Below are 16,387 nucleotides of genomic sequence, written 5' to 3' on the forward strand. Positions count from 1 at the left end.
GCGTTCCGGGGGCCTTTTGCTGCCGCGAGGATGCGGCTGAACGATACGCTCGGGTTAAATCGGATCTTATATTTCGCATGCGCTTTATATGACTCCATTTTTGGGTACAGTGTTGAGCCGATATTGCATTGGGGGATATATGAGCGATGAGACACGTGGCCGCGAGGATGCGGCCCAGGATGCGGAAGCATGTGCCGAGGCCCTGGAGAGCCTTGACCGGATTGCTCTAGACGAGCTCTCGTTGAGCGATTTGGCCGTCGACGCGCAGGACGAGGTGTGCGAAGGCACTGAGGGCGAAGGCAGCGACGCCAAAGACGCTTCTGACGAGGCCGAAGCCGAAGAGGACGATAGCAAGGACGACGTCCAGTCGGAATCCGCCTCGGGAGAAGAGACCGCCCTGCTTGGCAGCTTGCCTGCCGATGACTCGCTCACCCGCGAGCTTCCTGGCCTGGGTTCTGCGCCGGCCGTCGACGAGACCATCGCCATGGGCGATATGCCCCTGCCGTCCGTTCCCTCGGCACGCGAAGCCGAGGCTCGCCATCACAAGATGTCGCCCAAGCGACGCAATTTGATGGTTGCCGGCGTCGTTGCCGCCGCGCTCGTTGCCGGCGGCGCGGGCTATGCCGCTTGGAACGGATACCAACAAGAACAGGCCGCCGTCGCTGCCGTCAACGCCCACACCATGATGTCGGTGCAGATTGGCGTACATGCCGCAGGGCTCGACTGCTCCACCGGCTCCAAGATTCCCATGCAGGTGAGCGGGCAAGACTCTGACGGCTCCTCCGTGAGCGAGACGCTCTATGTTGATGAGCACGGTCGCGGTATTAAGCTGCTGCCTGGCGACTATACGCTCTCCATCGCTGGGTCCCCCATCGCAGCTGACGGTACCATTTACACCGTGCCGGCCACCAAGGCGCAGGTTAGCGTAAAGAGCGACGGGCAGGACCTGAGCGCTCAGGCATCCTTTAAGCTTAAGGTACCTTCGGCAGACACGGTGACCGACGACCAGATCGATGCCGCGGCCAAGTACGCCGAGGAGGGTGGCGCGAGCTCTGCCGCGGTCGCAAAGGTGCTCCAGCAGGCGGCAACCGCGCGCCGTGACGCCGCCGTCAATGCCATGAGTTCCCGCGAGGCGCAGGCGGCCCGCGACGCCGATGCTCGGCATAAGGCAACGAACCTGTATCAGCTCGATATTCCCGTTGAGTGGTACGGCAAAGTCGCGACTTGGCAAAACGGCAATACGCTGTGCATCTATCTTGCCAGCGACAGCAATACACCGATCGTGACGCTTGTCGCAGTGCGCGACGGCGAGAGCTTTACACCCGATAAGGGCGATACGGTTTTGGGTGCGGCAAGCCTTGGCAACGGCTACACGGTCTACGCCAGCGGCCCCGTCTATCCGTATGTGGTGCCCCAGACCATCAACGGGCGCACGCAAGACCCCGTGTCGACCTACCCCATGGACACGGCCATCGATCTTGTCGAGCTTACAACCGGCAACCGCTATACCTATAGCCAGATCAAGAACGTACTGGTCGGCAAAGACGGCAAGGCAGACGCCGCCACCAAACTCGAGACCGACTACCTCGCTCAGATTCTGATGCCAAGCATCAAGGCCCAAGACTAGCCGGCCGCAGCGAGGGTAGCTAATTTGGGACGGGGCTTTTTTTTCTGCCCCGCCCGTTAAACGACTAAACCGGCCCATTACCAGCCGGGGCAGCTAAAAAAGCCCCGTCCCAAATTAGCTACCCTGCAGGAGTTAGCGCCACGGATCGGCTTCGAACATCGGCTCGCGCTCGGGGCGGCGATCGCTGTAGGGATCGTAGCCGTCGTCGTCCTCGTTCTCGGCACGGATGTAGGGGTCGCGCGGCTTGGGTGCGGGTTTGGGAGCAGCCTTCGGTGCGACCGGCGCGGCGGGCGCTGACTCAGGCGCCGGTGCGTTCGTCTCGTTCTCGTCTTTCATCTGCGTAGCTCCTTGCCATGTACTCATGTTCAACATCATCGATTGTCGCACGAAAAAGGGCGGCGGACCCAATTGGATCCACCGCCCTTGGCGTTTGGCTCAAAAAGTAGATTTTAAGGCATGGCCCAACAATCTACTCGGCGTCAGGCACCTCGTAGGTGGCAGACGGCGTGTTATCGCACACGACGGTAAAGGCACCGTCCTTGTCGACGTCAACCGTCACCTGATCACCCTCGCGCACCGTACCGTCGATGATAGCGGCGGCGATAGCGTCCACGACCTCGCGCTGCACCAGACGCTTGAGCGGACGGGCACCAAAGACCGGGTCCAGACCGCCCACGGCGAGCATCTGCTTGGCCGCCGGGGTGATGGCAAGCGTCATGCGCTCCTTGGCCAGACGTGCGCGGACGTCGGCGAGCTGAATATCGACGATCTTTTCGATCTGCGCCATGCCGAGCGGATGGAACACCACGATATCGTCGATACGGTTGAGGAACTCAGGGCGGAAAGTCTGAGCCATGGCCGCGTCGATCTGATGGCGCATCTCCTCCTCGTCCTTGCCCGAAAGATCGGCGATAGCCTTGGAGCCCACGTTGGACGTCATGATGATGATCGTGTTCTTGAAGGACACCTGACGACCCTGACCGTCGGTCAGACGGCCGTCGTCAAGTACCTGCAACAGCACGTTGAAGACATCCGGATGGGCCTTCTCCATCTCGTCGAGCAAGATCACGGAGTACGGGCGACGGCGCACGGCCTCGGTGAGCTGCCCGCCCTCGTCGTAGCCCACGTATCCCGGGGGCGCACCGATCAGACGCTGAACGCTGAACTTCTCCATGTACTCGGACATGTCGATACGCACGAGCGCGCGCTCGTCATCGAACAGGCACTCGGCCAGCGCCTTGGCGAGTTCGGTCTTGCCCACACCGGTGGGGCCCAGGAAGAAGAAGCTGCCGATGGGCTTGTCCGGATCGGAGAGGCCCGCACGGCTGCGGCGCACGGCCGCGGCGACGGCGGAGACGGCCTCATCCTGGCCGATGACGCGCTTATGCAGCTCGCCTTCCAAGCCCTTCAGCTTGTCGAGCTCACCCTGCATCATCTTGGAGACGGGCACACCGGTCCAGGCGCTCACGACCTCGGCGATCTCGTCGGAGGTCACCTGCTCGTTGAGGCCTTCACCGTCCTGCTGCTTTTGTGCCTCGAGCGCGGCCTCGGAATCCTGAATCTGCTGCTGCAGACCCGGAATCACGGAGTAACGCAGCTCGGACGCACGGCCCAAGTCTCCGTTGCGCGTCGCACGTTCCTCTTCGCTCTTGGCCTCATCGAGCTGGCCCTTGAGCTCCTGCACATGGTCGATGGCGTTCTTTTGGTTGAGCCAGCCGGCCTTTTGCACGTTGAGCTTTTCCTGGACCTCGGCGATTTCCTGGCGCAGGGTCTCCAGACGCTCCTTGGAGGCGTCGTCGGTCTCCTTCATGAGCGCCTGCTCCTCGATCTGCAGCTGGGTGAGCTGACGCGTGGTGGCGTCGATCTCGACCGGCATGCTGTCGAGCTCCATGCGCAGGCGGCTTGCCGCCTCATCGACCAGGTCGATGGCCTTGTCGGGCAGGAAGCGGTCGGCGATGTAACGATCGGAGAGGTCGGCGGCGGCCACGAGCGCGCTATCGGTAATGTGCACGCCGTGGAAGATCTCGTACTTCTCCTTGAGGCCACGCAGAATCGAGATGGTGTCCTCGACGGTAGGCTCGGAGACCATCACAGTCTGGAAACGGCGCGCGAGCGCCGCGTCCTTCTCGATGTACTTGCGGTACTCGTCAAGCGTGGTCGCGCCGATCGCGTGCAGGTCGCCACGGGCGAGCGCAGGCTTGAGGATGTTGCCGGCGTCCATGGAGCCCTCGGTGGCACCCGCGCCCACAATGGTGTGGAGCTCATCGATGAACAGGATGACCTTGCCTTCGGACTTCTGCACTTCCTTGAGCACGGCTTTCAAGCGGTCCTCGAACTCGCCGCGGTACTTGGCACCGGCGACCAGCGCGCTCATGTCGAGCTCGATGAGGTCGCGGTCGCGCAGCGTGCTCGGCACGTCGCCGGCCACGATACGCTGGGCGATGCCCTCGACGATGGCCGTTTTACCGACACCCGGCTCGCCGATGAGCACAGGGTTGTTCTTGGTGCGACGGGACAGGACCTGGATAGTACGACGGATCTCGTCGGTACGGCCGATAACCGGATCGAGCTTGCCGGCACGGGCCAGGTCGCAGATGTTGCGGCCGTACTGCTCCAGTGCCTCAAACTGTGTCTTGTCCTCGGCGGACGTCACGCGGTCATCGCCGCGCAGCTCCTCGTAGACCTGCTCGATACGCTCCTTGGTAACGCCGGCGTCGCGCAGCACGCGGCCCGCCTCACCTTTGTCCTCGGCAAGCGCCATCAGCAGATGCTCGGTCACTACAAAGCTGTCGCCCATCTTGGTGGCCTTCTTCTCGGCCTTCTCGATGACGCGAACGAGCTCGTTGGACAGGCCCATCTGCTGGCCCTCGCCCGAAACCTTGGGTGCGCGGTCGATGGCATCTTGCGTGGAGTGTGCAAGCTGGGCTGGGTCGGCGCCGATGCGCTCGATAATCACGGAGATATTGCGCTCGCCGGCACCGAGCAGGGCGGACAGCAGGTGAATCGGCTCCACCGCGCCGGCCTGTGCGTCGGCAGCCGTGCTCATGGCGGTCTGCAACGCCTCGCGCGACGTCATTGCTAGCTTATCGATTCTCATGGAATCACCTCTCTTGGGGCGGCCGCCCTACGGGGCGGCTTCACGTTGTCCGAGAAGTATTGTTGCCAGCTTTGTACGATCTTATACACAAATCTAAGTCTCTATATATAAGATTTTCTGAGTGATTAAGAGATAGGGGGCAGGCACGCTCACCCGCTGCGGTCTCGTCCCCTTACTATCTCAATCTGTAACATCTAGCGGCTGTTTATGGCTCCAGATGTTATAAATCAAGATGAAATGACCAGCGGCACCCGTTTGTCTCAATCTGTAACATCTACTCGGCAAATAGAGCTCTATCTGTTACAAATCGAGACGAACAGAAGACACCCGAATCGAAAATCTAAATCTGTAACACCAGGCCCACTTTTAGCGGCCAAGATGTTACAGGTCGAGAAAAACCGAGAACCGCCACAAAGGTGCCTGTCCCCTTTGTGGCGGTTCTCGACAAAAAAGAAGCCGCCCCATTAACAGAGGCGGCATCAAGCAAGTCTATTTATTAGCGTCCCTCAAGACCCAACGAGAACGTCGCGGTAGCCCCGGACACACCTTTCCCTCGGGCGACCCTCGCGAAGCGCGTGAGCACGAGGGAAAGGTGTGTCCGGGGCGTACAGCAACGTTACTCGGCAGCGGCCTTGAACTTGTTGTAGTTGATCAGGCAGCCGGCCTTGACGATGGCACGCTCCTCAGCCGTCATATCGGCAATGTAGAGCTCAATCTGCTCGACCGCACCATCGGCGCGCACCACGTAGGCGGCGATGTCCTTTAGGTCGCCGTCGAGCGCAGCGCGGATACCCGGCACGAAGACGTAGTCGCCCACCTCAAAGTTGGGCTCGGCCTCCATCTGGAAGGGCACCATGCCCCAGTTCATCACATTGGAGCGATAACGCTTGGTGGCGTACTCGTGGACGATGTTGGCCAGACCGCCAATCACGCGCTGGCAGCTCGCGGCCTGCTCGCGGGCAGAACCGTCACCGGGCTTCTTGGCATAGAGCATGGAGCCGTACTCGGTCGCCTTGGCATCGGCCACGACGCCGGCGCCGGCCAGCGCCTCAAACACGCCGGCAAGCTCGGCATCGAGCGCGGCCAAGTCGCCCGCGGCCTCGCCGGCAACGCGGCGCTTCTCCACCGCGTCGACCTCCTTGGAGCGGCCCACGTAGGCCGGATCGCGGCGGCTGAGCGTAAACTCTGCCAGGCCCAGCGGATTGGAGCGGAAGGAGCTCGTCTCGCCCGAGGGAATGAGCTCGTCGGTCGTGGTGACCGGGTCCATGATCTTGGAGCACACCTTGAGCAGGATATCGTCGCCGAGAGGCTCCATCGCGGGCCATGGCTTGATGTTGGGTCCTTCGACCAGCTCGTCGGCAGGCTCGGCCTTGCCAAAGCCCCAGTACACGCGCTTTTTATACGGCGCGTCGTCAAAGGTGTACTCGCAGGCCTCGTCCCAAGTCTCCTCGGGCAGGTCGGTCGCCGGCGTCAGGACGCCGCCGTTGGCGGCCGTCGCCGCAATGGAGCGAGCGTCCATTAGGGCCACGGCGCTCAGCTGACCATTGCCCGGCTTGGAACCCTCGCGGTTGGGGAAGTTGCGCGTGGTGTGGCGGATGGACAGGCCGTTGTTGGCAGGCGTGTCGCCGGCGCCAAAGCACGGACCGCAGAACGCCGTGCGCACGATCGCGCCGGCCTCCATAAGGTCGTAGATATAGCCACGGCGCGTAAGTTCGAGCGCCACGGGCTGGCTCGTGGGATAGACCGACAGCGAGAACTCGCCGCAGCCGGTATTGGCACCCTTGAGCACGCGGGCAGCCTGGACCACGGAGTCGTAGTTGCCGCCCGAGCAGCCGGCGATAACGCCCTGTTGCACATGCAGCTTGCCGTCGACGATCTTGTCGAGCAGGCTAAAGTGCGTCTTGCCCTCGCCGATCTTGGCGGCCTCGAGCTCCACCTCATGCAGGATGTCCTCGAGGTTCTCGTTGAGCTCCTCGATCTCAAAGCCGTTGGAAGGATGGAATGGCAGCGCGATCATGGGCTTGATGCTCGACAGATCGACCTCGACGCAACCGTCGTAGTAGGCGACATCGGCGGGCTTGAGCTCGCGGTAGTCGTCGCCGCGACCGTGCATGGCCAAAAACGCGTGCGTGTCCTCGTCGGTGGCCCAGATGCTCGACAGGCAGGTGGTCTCGGTGGTCATGACGTCGACGCCGTTGCGGTAATCGGTCGTCATGCTCGCGATGCCGGGGCCCACAAACTCCATGACCTTGTTCTTGACATAGCCCTTGGCAAAGACGGCACGGATGATGGCGAGCGCCACGTCGTGCGGGCCGACGCCGGGACGCGGGGCGCCCGTGAGGTAGATAGCGACGACGCCGGGATAGGCAACGTCGTAGGTGTCGCGCAGCAACTGCTTTGCCAGCTCGCCGCCGCCCTCGCCCACGGCCATGGTGCCCAGGGCGCCATAGCGGGTGTGCGAGTCGGAGCCCAGGATCATCTTGCCGCAACCGGCGAAGTTCTCGCGCATAAAGGAGTGGATGACGGCGATGTGCGGCGGAACGAAGATGCCGCCGTACTTTTTGGCCGCGGAAAGGCCAAAGACGTGGTCGTCCTCGTTGATGGTGCCGCCCACGGCGCACAGCGAGTTATGGCAGTTGGTAAGCACGTAGGGCAGCGGGAACTGCTCCATGCCCGAGGCGCGCGCCGTCTGGATGATGCCGACAAAGGTGATGTCGTGGCTCGCCATGGCATCGAAGCGAATCTTGAGCGCCTCGGGGTCGCCGGACGTATTGTGTGCCTGGAGGATCGAATACGCGATGGTGCCGCGCTTGGCATCCTCGGGCGTCTGCGTAATACCGCGCTCGGCAGCCTCGGCCGCAGGCACAACCTCGCTGCCGCCGCGCAGGTAGATGCCGTCCTCGTACAGCTTGACCATACTGTCTCCCACTCTGCCCAAAAGATTTGGGCGCATAGCATGCATTCGTTCAATATCGTGCCATAGAACGGTTGCGAATGGGTTACGAATCTGCACGTTCACTTTATCTCGGTAAAGTACAGGACGAGCCCGATGTGGGTCAGCAGATTTGGTGCAAGAGCGTCCCTTTCGACTAGTCATTTAAGAACGTCCCCAATGACTACCCATAACAACGCCGCTGCTTTGGCAACGACAGCGAGCGGGTCCCAATGACTACCAACGACTACCGCATCCGGAACAAGGCAACGCCGCAGGTAGAGGATGGACAGCGAGCGGGCCGCATTTCCAAAGTGAGGAACGTCCCCAAGTGCCGCATCCGGACCATGGCAACGCCGCAGGTAGAGGACGGACAGCGAGCGACGTCCAGAGCGAACAAGTTGGCATGAAAAAGGCAAGGCATAGACCTTCTGGTCATGCCTTGCCTTTTGAATGACAAATTGTCGCCCTGGGCGGCGCGCAGCGTCGACCGGTCCGCCGTTCGTTAGAACGGCGGAACCTAGAGATCCCCGCCGGCGCCCAGCAGCTTGCGCATGACCTGTTCGGGATTAACCGAGCCATCGCGCGGGGCCAGGGAGGTGATCTTCTTCTGCATCTTGTACTCGTGCAGCTCGTCCTCGAGCTGGCGCATGCGGGCGCGGAGCTTTTCGTTCTCGCGCTCGCGCTCCTCGGCACGCTCCTTCATATCGAGGATGCGCACCACGCCGGCAAGGTTGATGCCCTCGTCGGTCAGCTGGTTGATGAGCTCCAGGCGCTCGATATCGGCACGCGAATACAGGCGCGTGTTGCCGCCCGAGCGCTGGGGGTTCACCAGGCCCTTGGACTCGTAGACGCGCAGAGTCTGCGGATGCATGCCGGTCAGCTCGGCCGCCACGCTGATCATGTACAGCGGTTTGTTCCTATTGTCCTCGGCCATGCTACCTGACCCCTTTCCGTCTCGTTATCGTCCATCATAAGCCCGCAGGCGTGGGCGTGCACCGCGACCGCCCTAGAACGTCGCCTTGTAACGGTTGACCTTCTCGCGGTAGTCGCGCGTGTCGGCCTCGCGCAGCTTGGTCATGGCATCGCGCTCGTCATCGGATAGGTTCGTGGGAACCTGTACCTTGATCTCGACGAGCAGCGCGCCCGTACGGCCACGGTGCTTAACGTCGGGCGCCCCCATCTCCTTAAAGCGGAACTTCTTGCCCGTCTGGGTACCCGCAGGCACTTTCAAACGGACCGTCGCACCGCCGGGCGTGGGCACGTCCACCGTGCAGCCGAGCGCCGCCTCGTAGACCGAGACCGGTACCTCCATGGTCACGTCGGCGCCTTTGCGCTTAAACAGCGGGTGCTCCTCCACATGCGTGGTCACGACCAGGTCGCCGCGCTCGCCACCGGCGACGCCATACTCGCCGCGACGCTTGTAGCGTAGCTTGCCGCCGTCGACCGCGCCCGCGGGCACCGAGACCGTAATGGTCTGCTGCTCGCCTGTCGAGGGAATGCGATAGGTGACCTTGTGCGTCACGCCGCGAAACGCGTCCTCGGCCGTCACATCGACGGTCAGCGACAGGTCGCCGCCCTTGCGAGCGCGGCTGCGACCCGCGCCGGCACCGGCAGCGCCCGCAGCCCCGGCAAAGCCCGAGCCCCAATCGCTGCCCCAGGCGCCGTTGCCGCTAAAGATGCTGTCGAAGATGTCGCCCCAGCCGCTGGCACCCGCGCCGGCACCGTAGCCGCCGCCATACGCGCCGCCTGCGCCCGGCATGCCGCCAAACATGAGCATCTGGTCGTACTCTTTGCGCTTCTTCTCGTCCGAAAGCGTCTCGTAGGCCTCGCTGATCTCCTTGAACTTGGCCTCGTCGCCGCCGGCGTCAGGGTGATATTTTTGCGCGAGCTTGCGAAACGCGCTCTTGATCTCTTTGTCGGAGGCGCTCTTGGATACGCCCAGGATGTCATAGAAGGTTTTGCCTGCAGCCATCGTAGCTCCTCTCCTGTTTTATCCGTCGCCCAGCGGGCGGCGGTTCATGCTTTCATATGGCACTAGGCCAGAAAGGGCCCCGGGTGTTGCCCCGGGGCCCTTCTCAATTACTCCTCGGCGCTCTCGGCCGTATCGGCCGCAGCATCCTCGGGCGCCGCTTCGGGCTCCGGTGCGGGGCGCTTTTCGCCACCGTAGGTCACCGTCACCATCGCGGAACGCAGGATGCGGTCCGCCATGCGGTAGCCCTTCTGGTACACGTCGTTGACGGTCTCGTCGTACTGCGACGAGTCCTCGACGCGACCCACAGCCTGGTGCTCGAGCGGATCGAACGCCTCGCCCTTGGGGTCGATGGGCTCAACGCCCTCGTGCGCAAACACATCGAGTAGCTTGGCATGCACCGCGTCGACGCCGTCGACGAACTGCTTAAAGTCGTCGGCAAGCTCTTGGCTGCGGGCATGGTCGATCGCGCGCTCGATATCGTCGACCACCGGCAGCAGCGCAGTGACAAGCTTCTCGGTCGCGCGCTCACGCTCGGCGATACGCTCGCTGGCGGTGCGGCGACGGAAGTTCTCCCAGTCGGCCTGCAGACGGGCGGTGCGCTCGGTGGCGTCCTTCGCCTTGTCCTCGGCAGCCTTCTGAGCCTCTGTCGCAGCATCGAGCTCATTGCGCACGTCGGCAAGCTCCTTCTGGGCCTGCTCGAACTTGAGCTTAAAGTCGTTGTCGGCGGCTTCCTCACCGGCGCGGATAGCGGCTTCCACCATCTCGTCCTCGGTCATCGTCGCCTCCTTGTTGGAATCCTCTACCTGGTTCTCGACAGCCTCGGCGGCCTCGGCCTCGTTGGCCTCGGTATCGTCGACGGCCTCTACGGGAATCTTCACGTCCTTCTCCTCAGAGTCAACGGGGGCGGCTCCAACGGCAGCCGCCTCCGTGCGAGCTTTACGGGCGGACATGATTACTTGTCCTCGTCGTCCACAACCTCGTAGTCAGCGTCGACGACGTCATCGTCGGCAGGCTGGGCGCCGGCGGCACCGTCGGTCTGCTGCTGGGCGTCGGCGTAGACAACCTGAGCCAGCTCGTAGGCCACGGACTGCAGGGACTCGCCGGCGGCCTTGATGGCCTCGACGTCAGAGCCCTCGAGCGCCTTCTTGGCATCGGCGATAGCGGCCTCGGCCTTGGACTTCACGTCGGCGGAAACCTTGTCGCCCAGCTCGTTGAGGGTCTGCTCGGTGGAGTAGCACAGGCTGTCGGTCTGGTTGCGGACCTCGACCTCTTCCTTCTGCTTCTTGTCCTCCTCGGCATGAGCCTCGGCGTCCTTGACCATACGATCGACTTCTTCGTCGGACAGAGCGGTGGAGCCGGAGATGGTGATCTGCTGCTCCTTGCCGGTGCCCTTGTCCTTAGCGGAGACCTTGACGATGCCGTTGGCGTCGATGTCGAAGGTGACCTCGATCTGCGGCACGCCGCGGCGGGCAGCCGGGATACCGGTCAGCTGGAACTTACCGAGCGACTTGTTGTCGCGGGCAAGTTCGCGCTCGCCCTGGAGCACGTTGATCTCGACGCTGGTCTGGTTGTCGGCAGCGGTGGAGTAGACCTCGGTCTTGGAGGTCGGAATCGTGGTGTTGCGGTCGATCATCTTGGTCATGATGCCGCCCATGGTCTCGACGCCCAGCGACAGCGGGGTAACGTCGAGCAGCAGGATGCCCTCGACGTCGCCGGTGAGCACGCCGCCCTGGACGGCAGCGCCGTCGGCAACGACCTCGTCGGGGTTCACGGACATGTTGGGCTGCTTGCCGGTCATGGTCTTGACGAGCTCCTGGACGGCGGGCATACGGGTGGAGCCGCCGACGAGGATGACCTCGGTCAGATCGGAGAGCTTAAGGTTAGCGTCGCGCAGGGCGTTGGTGACAGGCTGCTTGCAGCGCTCGAGCAGGTCGCGGGTGATCTTCTCGAACTCGGCGCGGGTCAGCGTGTAGTTGAGGTGCAGCGGGCCGGACTGGTTCATAGTGATGAACGGCAGGTTGATAGTGGACTGCTGGGCGGCGGAGAGCTCCTTCTTGGCGTTCTCGGCGGCCTCCTTCAGACGCTGCAGGGCCATGGGGTCCTGACGCAAGTCGACACCGTTCTCCTGCTGGAACTTATCGGCCATCCAGTCGATGACGCGCTGATCCCAGTCGTCGCCGCCCAGGTGGTTGTCGCCCGAGGTGGACAGAACCTCAAACACGCCGTCGGCGAGGTCGAGGATGGAGACGTCGAAGGTACCGCCGCCCAGGTCGAAGACCAGGATGCGCTGGTCGGAGCCCTGCTTGTCCAGGCCATAGGCCAAAGCGGCAGCGGTCGGCTCGTTGACGATACGCTTAACGTTGAGGCCGGCGATCTTACCGGCGTCCTTGGTGGCCTGGCGCTGGGCGTCGTTGAAGTAGGCCGGGACGGTGATGACGGCGTCGGTGACGGTCTCGCCCAGATACTTCTCGGCGTCGGCCTTCATCTTTGCGAGCGTCATGGCGCTCACCTGCTCGGCGGTGTATTCCTTGCCCTCGATGTCGACGACGGCACGGCCACCCTGGCCCTCCTTGACCTCATACGGCACTGTCTTGAGCTCGGAGGTGCACTCGGAGTACTTGCGGCCCATGAAGCGCTTGATGGAGAACACGGTGTTCTTGGGGTTGGTGACCGCCTGGTTCTTAGCGGCCTTGCCCACGACGCGGTCGCCGTCGGCACGGAAGCCCACGACAGACGGGGTGGTGCGGTCGCCCTCGGCGTTCACGATGATGGTCGGAGAACCGCCCTCGAGAACGGCCATTGCGGAGTTAGTAGTACCAAGGTCGATACCAAGAATCTTGCCCATTAGAAATTCCCTCTCTCTTGTGCGTTTGCACCGACTCGGCGGTCTGCCAAGCGGTCTTTCGGTTTGTCTTTCAGGATGTAGTGTATCCCCTTATGGACCGGAATATACAAAATCTAAGTCAATTCATATAAGATTTCTTATCACTTAGAGTTTAGGTTCTCGAATGCGCAGGTAGATGCGCTGATTGAGTTCTCGGCAAATCTATCGAGATCTATGTAGAGATGGCTGAGGTTTGGGCCGGGGGTGCCTGGGGCTGCTTTACGGAAAGCTCGTCCCGGTTTGAGTGTGGATTCCGGGTCGTAGTTTCCGTCTGAAGGCTCAACCGGAAACCATATCCCGTTTTGAGAGCTGATACCGGGTCGCAGTTTCCGCTAGCGGGCCCAACCGGAAACTGTGACCCGTTTTTCGACCAGATAACGGGATGCGCTTTCCGAAAGCCCACTCAATTGCTCAATAATTCGAGTCACCTTTAGCTAACATCTGCACAGCTCACCAGCCTCACCTGTGCGTTTCTTAGTAAGCCGTGGCATACTCGGCGAATGGTATGAAGATGCCGGCCAGAGGGTATTGCAAACGGTCGCTCACGTGGTATGTTTTTGCCCGAATCAAACCGGCGCGCATCGCCTGTAGCGTCGGTCAACAGAGAGGAAACTACCATGGCTCATCCCGTAATTGATGCCGACGAGTGCATCGCTTGTGGCGTTTGCGTCGACTCCTGCCCCGCTGGCGTTCTGGAGCTCCAGGACGTCGCTACCGTTGCTGACGAGGACTCCTGCGTCGCCTGTGGCGCTTGCCAGGACGCTTGCCCCGCCGGCGCGATCACCGAGATCGTCGAGGAGTAACAACTCCCCCACTTGCACACTCACGAGTACACCGTGCACAAAAAAGGAGGCCTCCGCATCGCCGCAGAGGCCTCTTTTTTGTGCGGATAGCTAATTTGGCACCGTCGCAGGTTGAGCATAAGTCAGCGAAAACGCCCCTAAGCGAGCAAGGTGACGTGAAAGAGAAGGGAAGCGTACTTTTGTACGCGACCGACGATTGAACGTCAGATTGCCGCTTAGGGGCGTTTGCAGCGTCGGCTACGATAGATCGTCTTCGTAGGGCATCAGGTCTGCCAGATAGCCCCTCTCCTTGAGCATAGCCTCGATCTCGTCGAGGGTTTGCTCATCCTCTGCCGCGATGCGATGGAAGTGATAGCCGCTCGTCACCGTTAGTAGTGGAAAGCTCTTGCCGCTCTCGATATCGTGCAGGTAGCGCTCAACATCGCGACGATTGCGGATGTCCAGGTCGGCCGTGATTTTACCGTACACGCGGTGGTTGACGATCACGTTGAGCACGGCGCCTCCGGCGTCGACGATACTCGTGAGCTCATCGCCTGCCTGCTCCACGCTATGGCGAACCTTGACCAGGCGCGTGGGCACGGCGGGGCTGCTGGGGGCCTCCTGCAGCACGTAGCCGCGATTGGTCGCCACGATATCGTGCCCATCGGCGCGCAGCAGGGCGATGTCTTGCACGACAACCTGGCGGCTCACACCCACCTCGCGAGCAAGCGTACTGCCGGAGACGGGGTCTTTGGCTCGTTCGAGCACGCCCATGATGGCACGGCGACGCTCGCGGGCGTCCATTATTTACCGTCCAGCAGACGCAGGTGCTTAAGCGAGAGGTCGAGAATCGGCGCAGAGTGCGTCAACGCCCCCGAGCTAATAAAGTCAACGCCCAGGTCGGCAAGCGCACGGATATTGCTGGCATCCACGTTGCCCGAACACTCGGTCTTGGCGCGACCGGCAATAAGCTCAATCGCGGCAGCCATGTCATCGTGGGTCATGTTGTCGAGCATGATGATGTCGGCGCCGGCCTCCACGGCCTCGCGCACCATGTCCAGGTTCTCGCACTCGATCTCGACCGTCGCGGTAAACGATGCATGGGCGCGCGCCATCTCGATCGCACGCGTCACGCCGCCGGCGGCATCGATGTGGTTGTCCTTGAGCATGACGGCCGTCGACAGGTTGTAGCGGTGGTTGCTGCCGCCGCCGATCTCGACCGCGGCCTTCTCGAAGACGCGCATACCCGGCGTGGTCTTGCGCGTGTCGACGAGCACGGTCTTGGTGCCCTCGAGCGCCGCAGCCATCTGGTGCGTATAGGTAGCGATACCGCTCATGCGCTGCAGGTAGTTGAGCGCCACGCGCTCGCCCGAAAGCAGCACGCGCGCATCGCCGCGTACCTGGCCCACATGGTCGCCGGCGTGCACCTCGTCGCCATCGGCAACGTCAAACAGCACCGAGCTCTGCGAATCCAGCAGCTCAAAGGTGCGAGCGAACACATCCAGGCCCGCGATGATGCCATCGGCCTTGGCGATGAGCTCCACCGTGGCGGGACGCGCCGTGGGGCACACGCTCGCCGTGCTCACGTCCTCAAACGTAATGTCCTCGCGCAGAGCCTGCAGAATCAGATCATCGACGACGAGCTTCATGGTAATGGGGTTCATGGTCTACTCCTCCACGGCCTGCGTGCCGGCGGCACGGGCCAAATCATCGATTGCCAGGGTGTCGGCGCTCAGGGCGCGATGACGGCCATCGAGCGCGGGCTCGCCCGCCTGCTCCACGGCGAGCGACTCGCCGGTACGCATGTGCCACGCGGCGCGACGACCCCAGACCAGCGCCTCGAGCAGGCTGTTTGATGCAAGGCGGTTCTTGCCGTGAACGCCGTTGCAGGCCGTCTCGCCGGCGGCGTAGAGCTCGGGCATCGAGGTGCGGCCGTCCTTGTCGACCCACACGCCGCCCATAAAGTAGTGCTGCGTGGGTGTGACGGGAATGGGCTCGTCCAAGATGTCGCGGCCGTCCTCCAGGCAGCGTGCGCGAATGTTGGCAAAGTGTCCGGTCACCACGTCGCGCTCAACGGGGGCAAAGCTCAGCCACTCGTGCTCGGTACCATCCTGCTTCATCTGCTCGCGAATAGCGGCAGCGACCACATCGCGCGGCTGAAGCTCATCGGTAAAACGCTCGCCGGCGGCGTTGAGCAAAATCGCGCCCTCGCCGCGGCAGCTCTCGCTGATCAGGAAGGTGCGGCCCGGCTGCGGCGAGAACAGTCCCGTGGGGTGAATCTGCACGTAGTCCAGGTGCTCCATCTTAATGCCATGCTCCTGGGCAATGTAGCAGGCATCGCCGGTGAGCTGCGGGTAGTTGGTCGAGTGGTCGTACACGCCGCCGATACCGCCTGTAGCCCACAGCGTGTGGCGGGCATGGATCTTAAACGGCTCGCCGGCATGCACGCCCTCGGCGGCATTTGCCAGCTCGTCGGCGGGGCGAACCGAGTTGTCCTCGTCCACGGGAACGGCGACGACGCCGAGGCACGCCGTGGCGCCATCACGCTCGCCCGCCAGAATGTCGGTCATGGCCACGTGCTCCAAAATCTGCACGTTATCCAGCTTGCGAACGGCCTGGAGGAGCTTGGTCGTGATCTCCTTGCCCGTAATGTCGGCATGGAAGGCGATGCGCGGGCGACTGTGCGCACCCTCGCGGGTAAAGTCGAGGCTGCCGTCGGCCTTGCGCTCAAAGTCCACGCCCATGGCCAGCAGGTCGTTGATGACCGAGCGGCTCGAGCGGATCATGATGTCGACGCTCTCGCGGCGGTTATCGTAGTGGCCGGCGTGCATGGTGTCCTCAAAGAAGGCGTCGTAGTCAGAGCCTTCGGGAAGCACGCAGATACCGCCCTGCGCGAGCATCGAATCGCACTCGTCGACAGTGCCCTTGGAGAGCATGATCACGCGCGTGCTCGTCGGCAGATTGAGGGCCGCGTATAGGCCCGCCACGCCGCAACCGGCAATGACGACGTCGCACTCCATGTCGGGGCATTGTTTGGTTTCCACAGGAATCCTCTCCCTTGCAATGTGGCATAAGGGATGGTCCCTCATG

12 protein-coding genes are annotated in these 16,387 nt (G+C 62.5%); 2 read left to right on the forward strand and 10 right to left on the reverse strand.

The genetic code is table 11. The features are described from left to right. The first annotated feature begins 139 nt into the window (after positions 1–139). Complete coding sequence (locus tag ACTQ0H_RS01800; RefSeq protein ID WP_441537698.1) at positions 140–1,627, forward strand: hypothetical protein; 1,488 nt, start codon at positions 140–142, stop codon at positions 1,625–1,627. Between the two features lie 132 nt (positions 1,628–1,759). On the opposite strand, the gene ACTQ0H_RS01805 is transcribed toward ACTQ0H_RS01800, so the two are convergent. From ACTQ0H_RS01805 to dnaK, 7 genes are all read right to left on the reverse strand, one after another. Continuing rightward, positions 1,760–1,963, reverse strand: a complete 204-nt coding sequence (locus tag ACTQ0H_RS01805; protein WP_441537699.1) for a hypothetical protein — start codon at positions 1,961–1,963, stop codon at positions 1,760–1,762. Between the two features lie 133 nt (positions 1,964–2,096). Next, on the reverse strand, positions 2,097–4,724 hold the full coding sequence (gene clpB / locus ACTQ0H_RS01810) for an ATP-dependent chaperone ClpB (protein ID WP_441537700.1): 2,628 nt from the start codon (positions 4,722–4,724) through the stop codon (positions 2,097–2,099). 616 nt (positions 4,725–5,340) lie between these two features. After that, positions 5,341–7,641 carry a hydratase gene (locus tag ACTQ0H_RS01815; RefSeq protein WP_441537701.1) on the reverse strand — a complete coding sequence of 767 codons (2,301 nt, stop codon included), beginning with the start codon at positions 7,639–7,641 and terminating at the stop codon, positions 5,341–5,343. Between the two features lie 535 nt (positions 7,642–8,176). Then, positions 8,177–8,593 (reverse strand): heat shock protein transcriptional repressor HspR, encoded by a 417-nt coding sequence (locus ACTQ0H_RS01820; protein ID WP_427719306.1) that lies wholly within the window; start codon positions 8,591–8,593, stop codon positions 8,177–8,179. A gap of 72 nt (positions 8,594–8,665) precedes the next feature. Further along, positions 8,666–9,631, reverse strand: a complete 966-nt coding sequence (locus ACTQ0H_RS01825; RefSeq protein WP_154518131.1) for a DnaJ C-terminal domain-containing protein — start codon at positions 9,629–9,631, stop codon at positions 8,666–8,668. Between the two features lie 107 nt (positions 9,632–9,738). Next, complete coding sequence (locus ACTQ0H_RS01830) at positions 9,739–10,581, reverse strand: nucleotide exchange factor GrpE (protein WP_441537702.1); 843 nt, start codon at positions 10,579–10,581, stop codon at positions 9,739–9,741. A gap of 2 nt (positions 10,582–10,583) precedes the next feature. Then, positions 10,584–12,476 (reverse strand): molecular chaperone DnaK, encoded by a 1,893-nt coding sequence (gene dnaK / locus ACTQ0H_RS01835; protein WP_154518137.1) that lies wholly within the window; start codon positions 12,474–12,476, stop codon positions 10,584–10,586. Positions 12,477–13,066: 590 nt separating this feature from the next. Between dnaK and ACTQ0H_RS01840 the strand changes: the two genes are divergently transcribed. Beyond that, on the forward strand, positions 13,067–13,318 hold the full coding sequence (locus tag ACTQ0H_RS01840; RefSeq protein ID WP_158564522.1) for an indolepyruvate ferredoxin oxidoreductase subunit alpha: 252 nt from the start codon (positions 13,067–13,069) through the stop codon (positions 13,316–13,318). Between the two features lie 237 nt (positions 13,319–13,555). Here ACTQ0H_RS01840 and ACTQ0H_RS01845 read toward each other — a convergent pair whose 3' ends face one another. Genes ACTQ0H_RS01845 through ACTQ0H_RS01855 form a run of 3 tightly spaced genes read right to left on the reverse strand, consistent with a single transcriptional unit; the run spans position 13,556 to position 16,341 of the window. Then, a complete protein-coding gene (locus ACTQ0H_RS01845; RefSeq protein ID WP_441537703.1) occupies positions 13,556–14,101 on the reverse strand; it encodes a transcription repressor NadR in 546 nt (181 codons plus the stop codon). After that, positions 14,101–14,961 (reverse strand): carboxylating nicotinate-nucleotide diphosphorylase, encoded by an 861-nt coding sequence (nadC, locus tag ACTQ0H_RS01850; RefSeq protein ID WP_427719300.1) that lies wholly within the window; start codon positions 14,959–14,961, stop codon positions 14,101–14,103. The genes ACTQ0H_RS01845 and nadC overlap by 1 nt, the downstream gene beginning before the upstream one ends. Before the next feature lie 3 nt (positions 14,962–14,964). Further along, the gene (locus tag ACTQ0H_RS01855; protein WP_441537704.1) at positions 14,965–16,341 is read right to left on the reverse strand and encodes an L-aspartate oxidase; all 1,377 of its coding nucleotides are present in this window, start codon (positions 16,339–16,341) and stop codon (positions 14,965–14,967) included. Between the last annotated feature and the right edge of the window lie 46 nt (positions 16,342–16,387).

This window comes from Collinsella sp. LCP21S3_A3 (assembly GCF_052118905.1).
In the GTDB taxonomy this organism is placed as follows: Bacteria; Actinomycetota; Coriobacteriia; order Coriobacteriales; family Coriobacteriaceae; genus Collinsella.

Bases quoted from the DNA above. Each gene is read 5' to 3' on its own strand.
- ACTQ0H_RS01800 (WP_441537698.1), top strand. From the start codon at position 140: ATGAGCGATGAGACACGTGGCCGCGAGGATGCGGCCCAGGATGCGGAA.
- ACTQ0H_RS01805 (WP_441537699.1), bottom strand. From the start codon at position 1,963: ATGAAAGACGAGAACGAGACGAACGCACCGGCGCCTGAGTCAGCGCCC.
- clpB (WP_441537700.1), bottom strand. From the start codon at position 4,724: ATGAGAATCGATAAGCTAGCAATGACGTCGCGCGAGGCGTTGCAGACC.
- ACTQ0H_RS01815 (WP_441537701.1), bottom strand. From the start codon at position 7,641: ATGGTCAAGCTGTACGAGGACGGCATCTACCTGCGCGGCGGCAGCGAG.
- ACTQ0H_RS01820 (WP_427719306.1), bottom strand. From the start codon at position 8,593: ATGGCCGAGGACAATAGGAACAAACCGCTGTACATGATCAGCGTGGCG.
- ACTQ0H_RS01825 (WP_154518131.1), bottom strand. From the start codon at position 9,631: ATGGCTGCAGGCAAAACCTTCTATGACATCCTGGGCGTATCCAAGAGC.
- ACTQ0H_RS01830 (WP_441537702.1), bottom strand. From the start codon at position 10,581: ATGTCCGCCCGTAAAGCTCGCACGGAGGCGGCTGCCGTTGGAGCCGCC.
- dnaK (WP_154518137.1), bottom strand. From the start codon at position 12,476: ATGGGCAAGATTCTTGGTATCGACCTTGGTACTACTAACTCCGCAATG.
- ACTQ0H_RS01840 (WP_158564522.1), top strand. From the start codon at position 13,067: ATGTTTTTGCCCGAATCAAACCGGCGCGCATCGCCTGTAGCGTCGGTC.
- ACTQ0H_RS01845 (WP_441537703.1), bottom strand. From the start codon at position 14,101: ATGGACGCCCGCGAGCGTCGCCGTGCCATCATGGGCGTGCTCGAACGA.
- nadC (WP_427719300.1), bottom strand. From the start codon at position 14,961: ATGAACCCCATTACCATGAAGCTCGTCGTCGATGATCTGATTCTGCAG.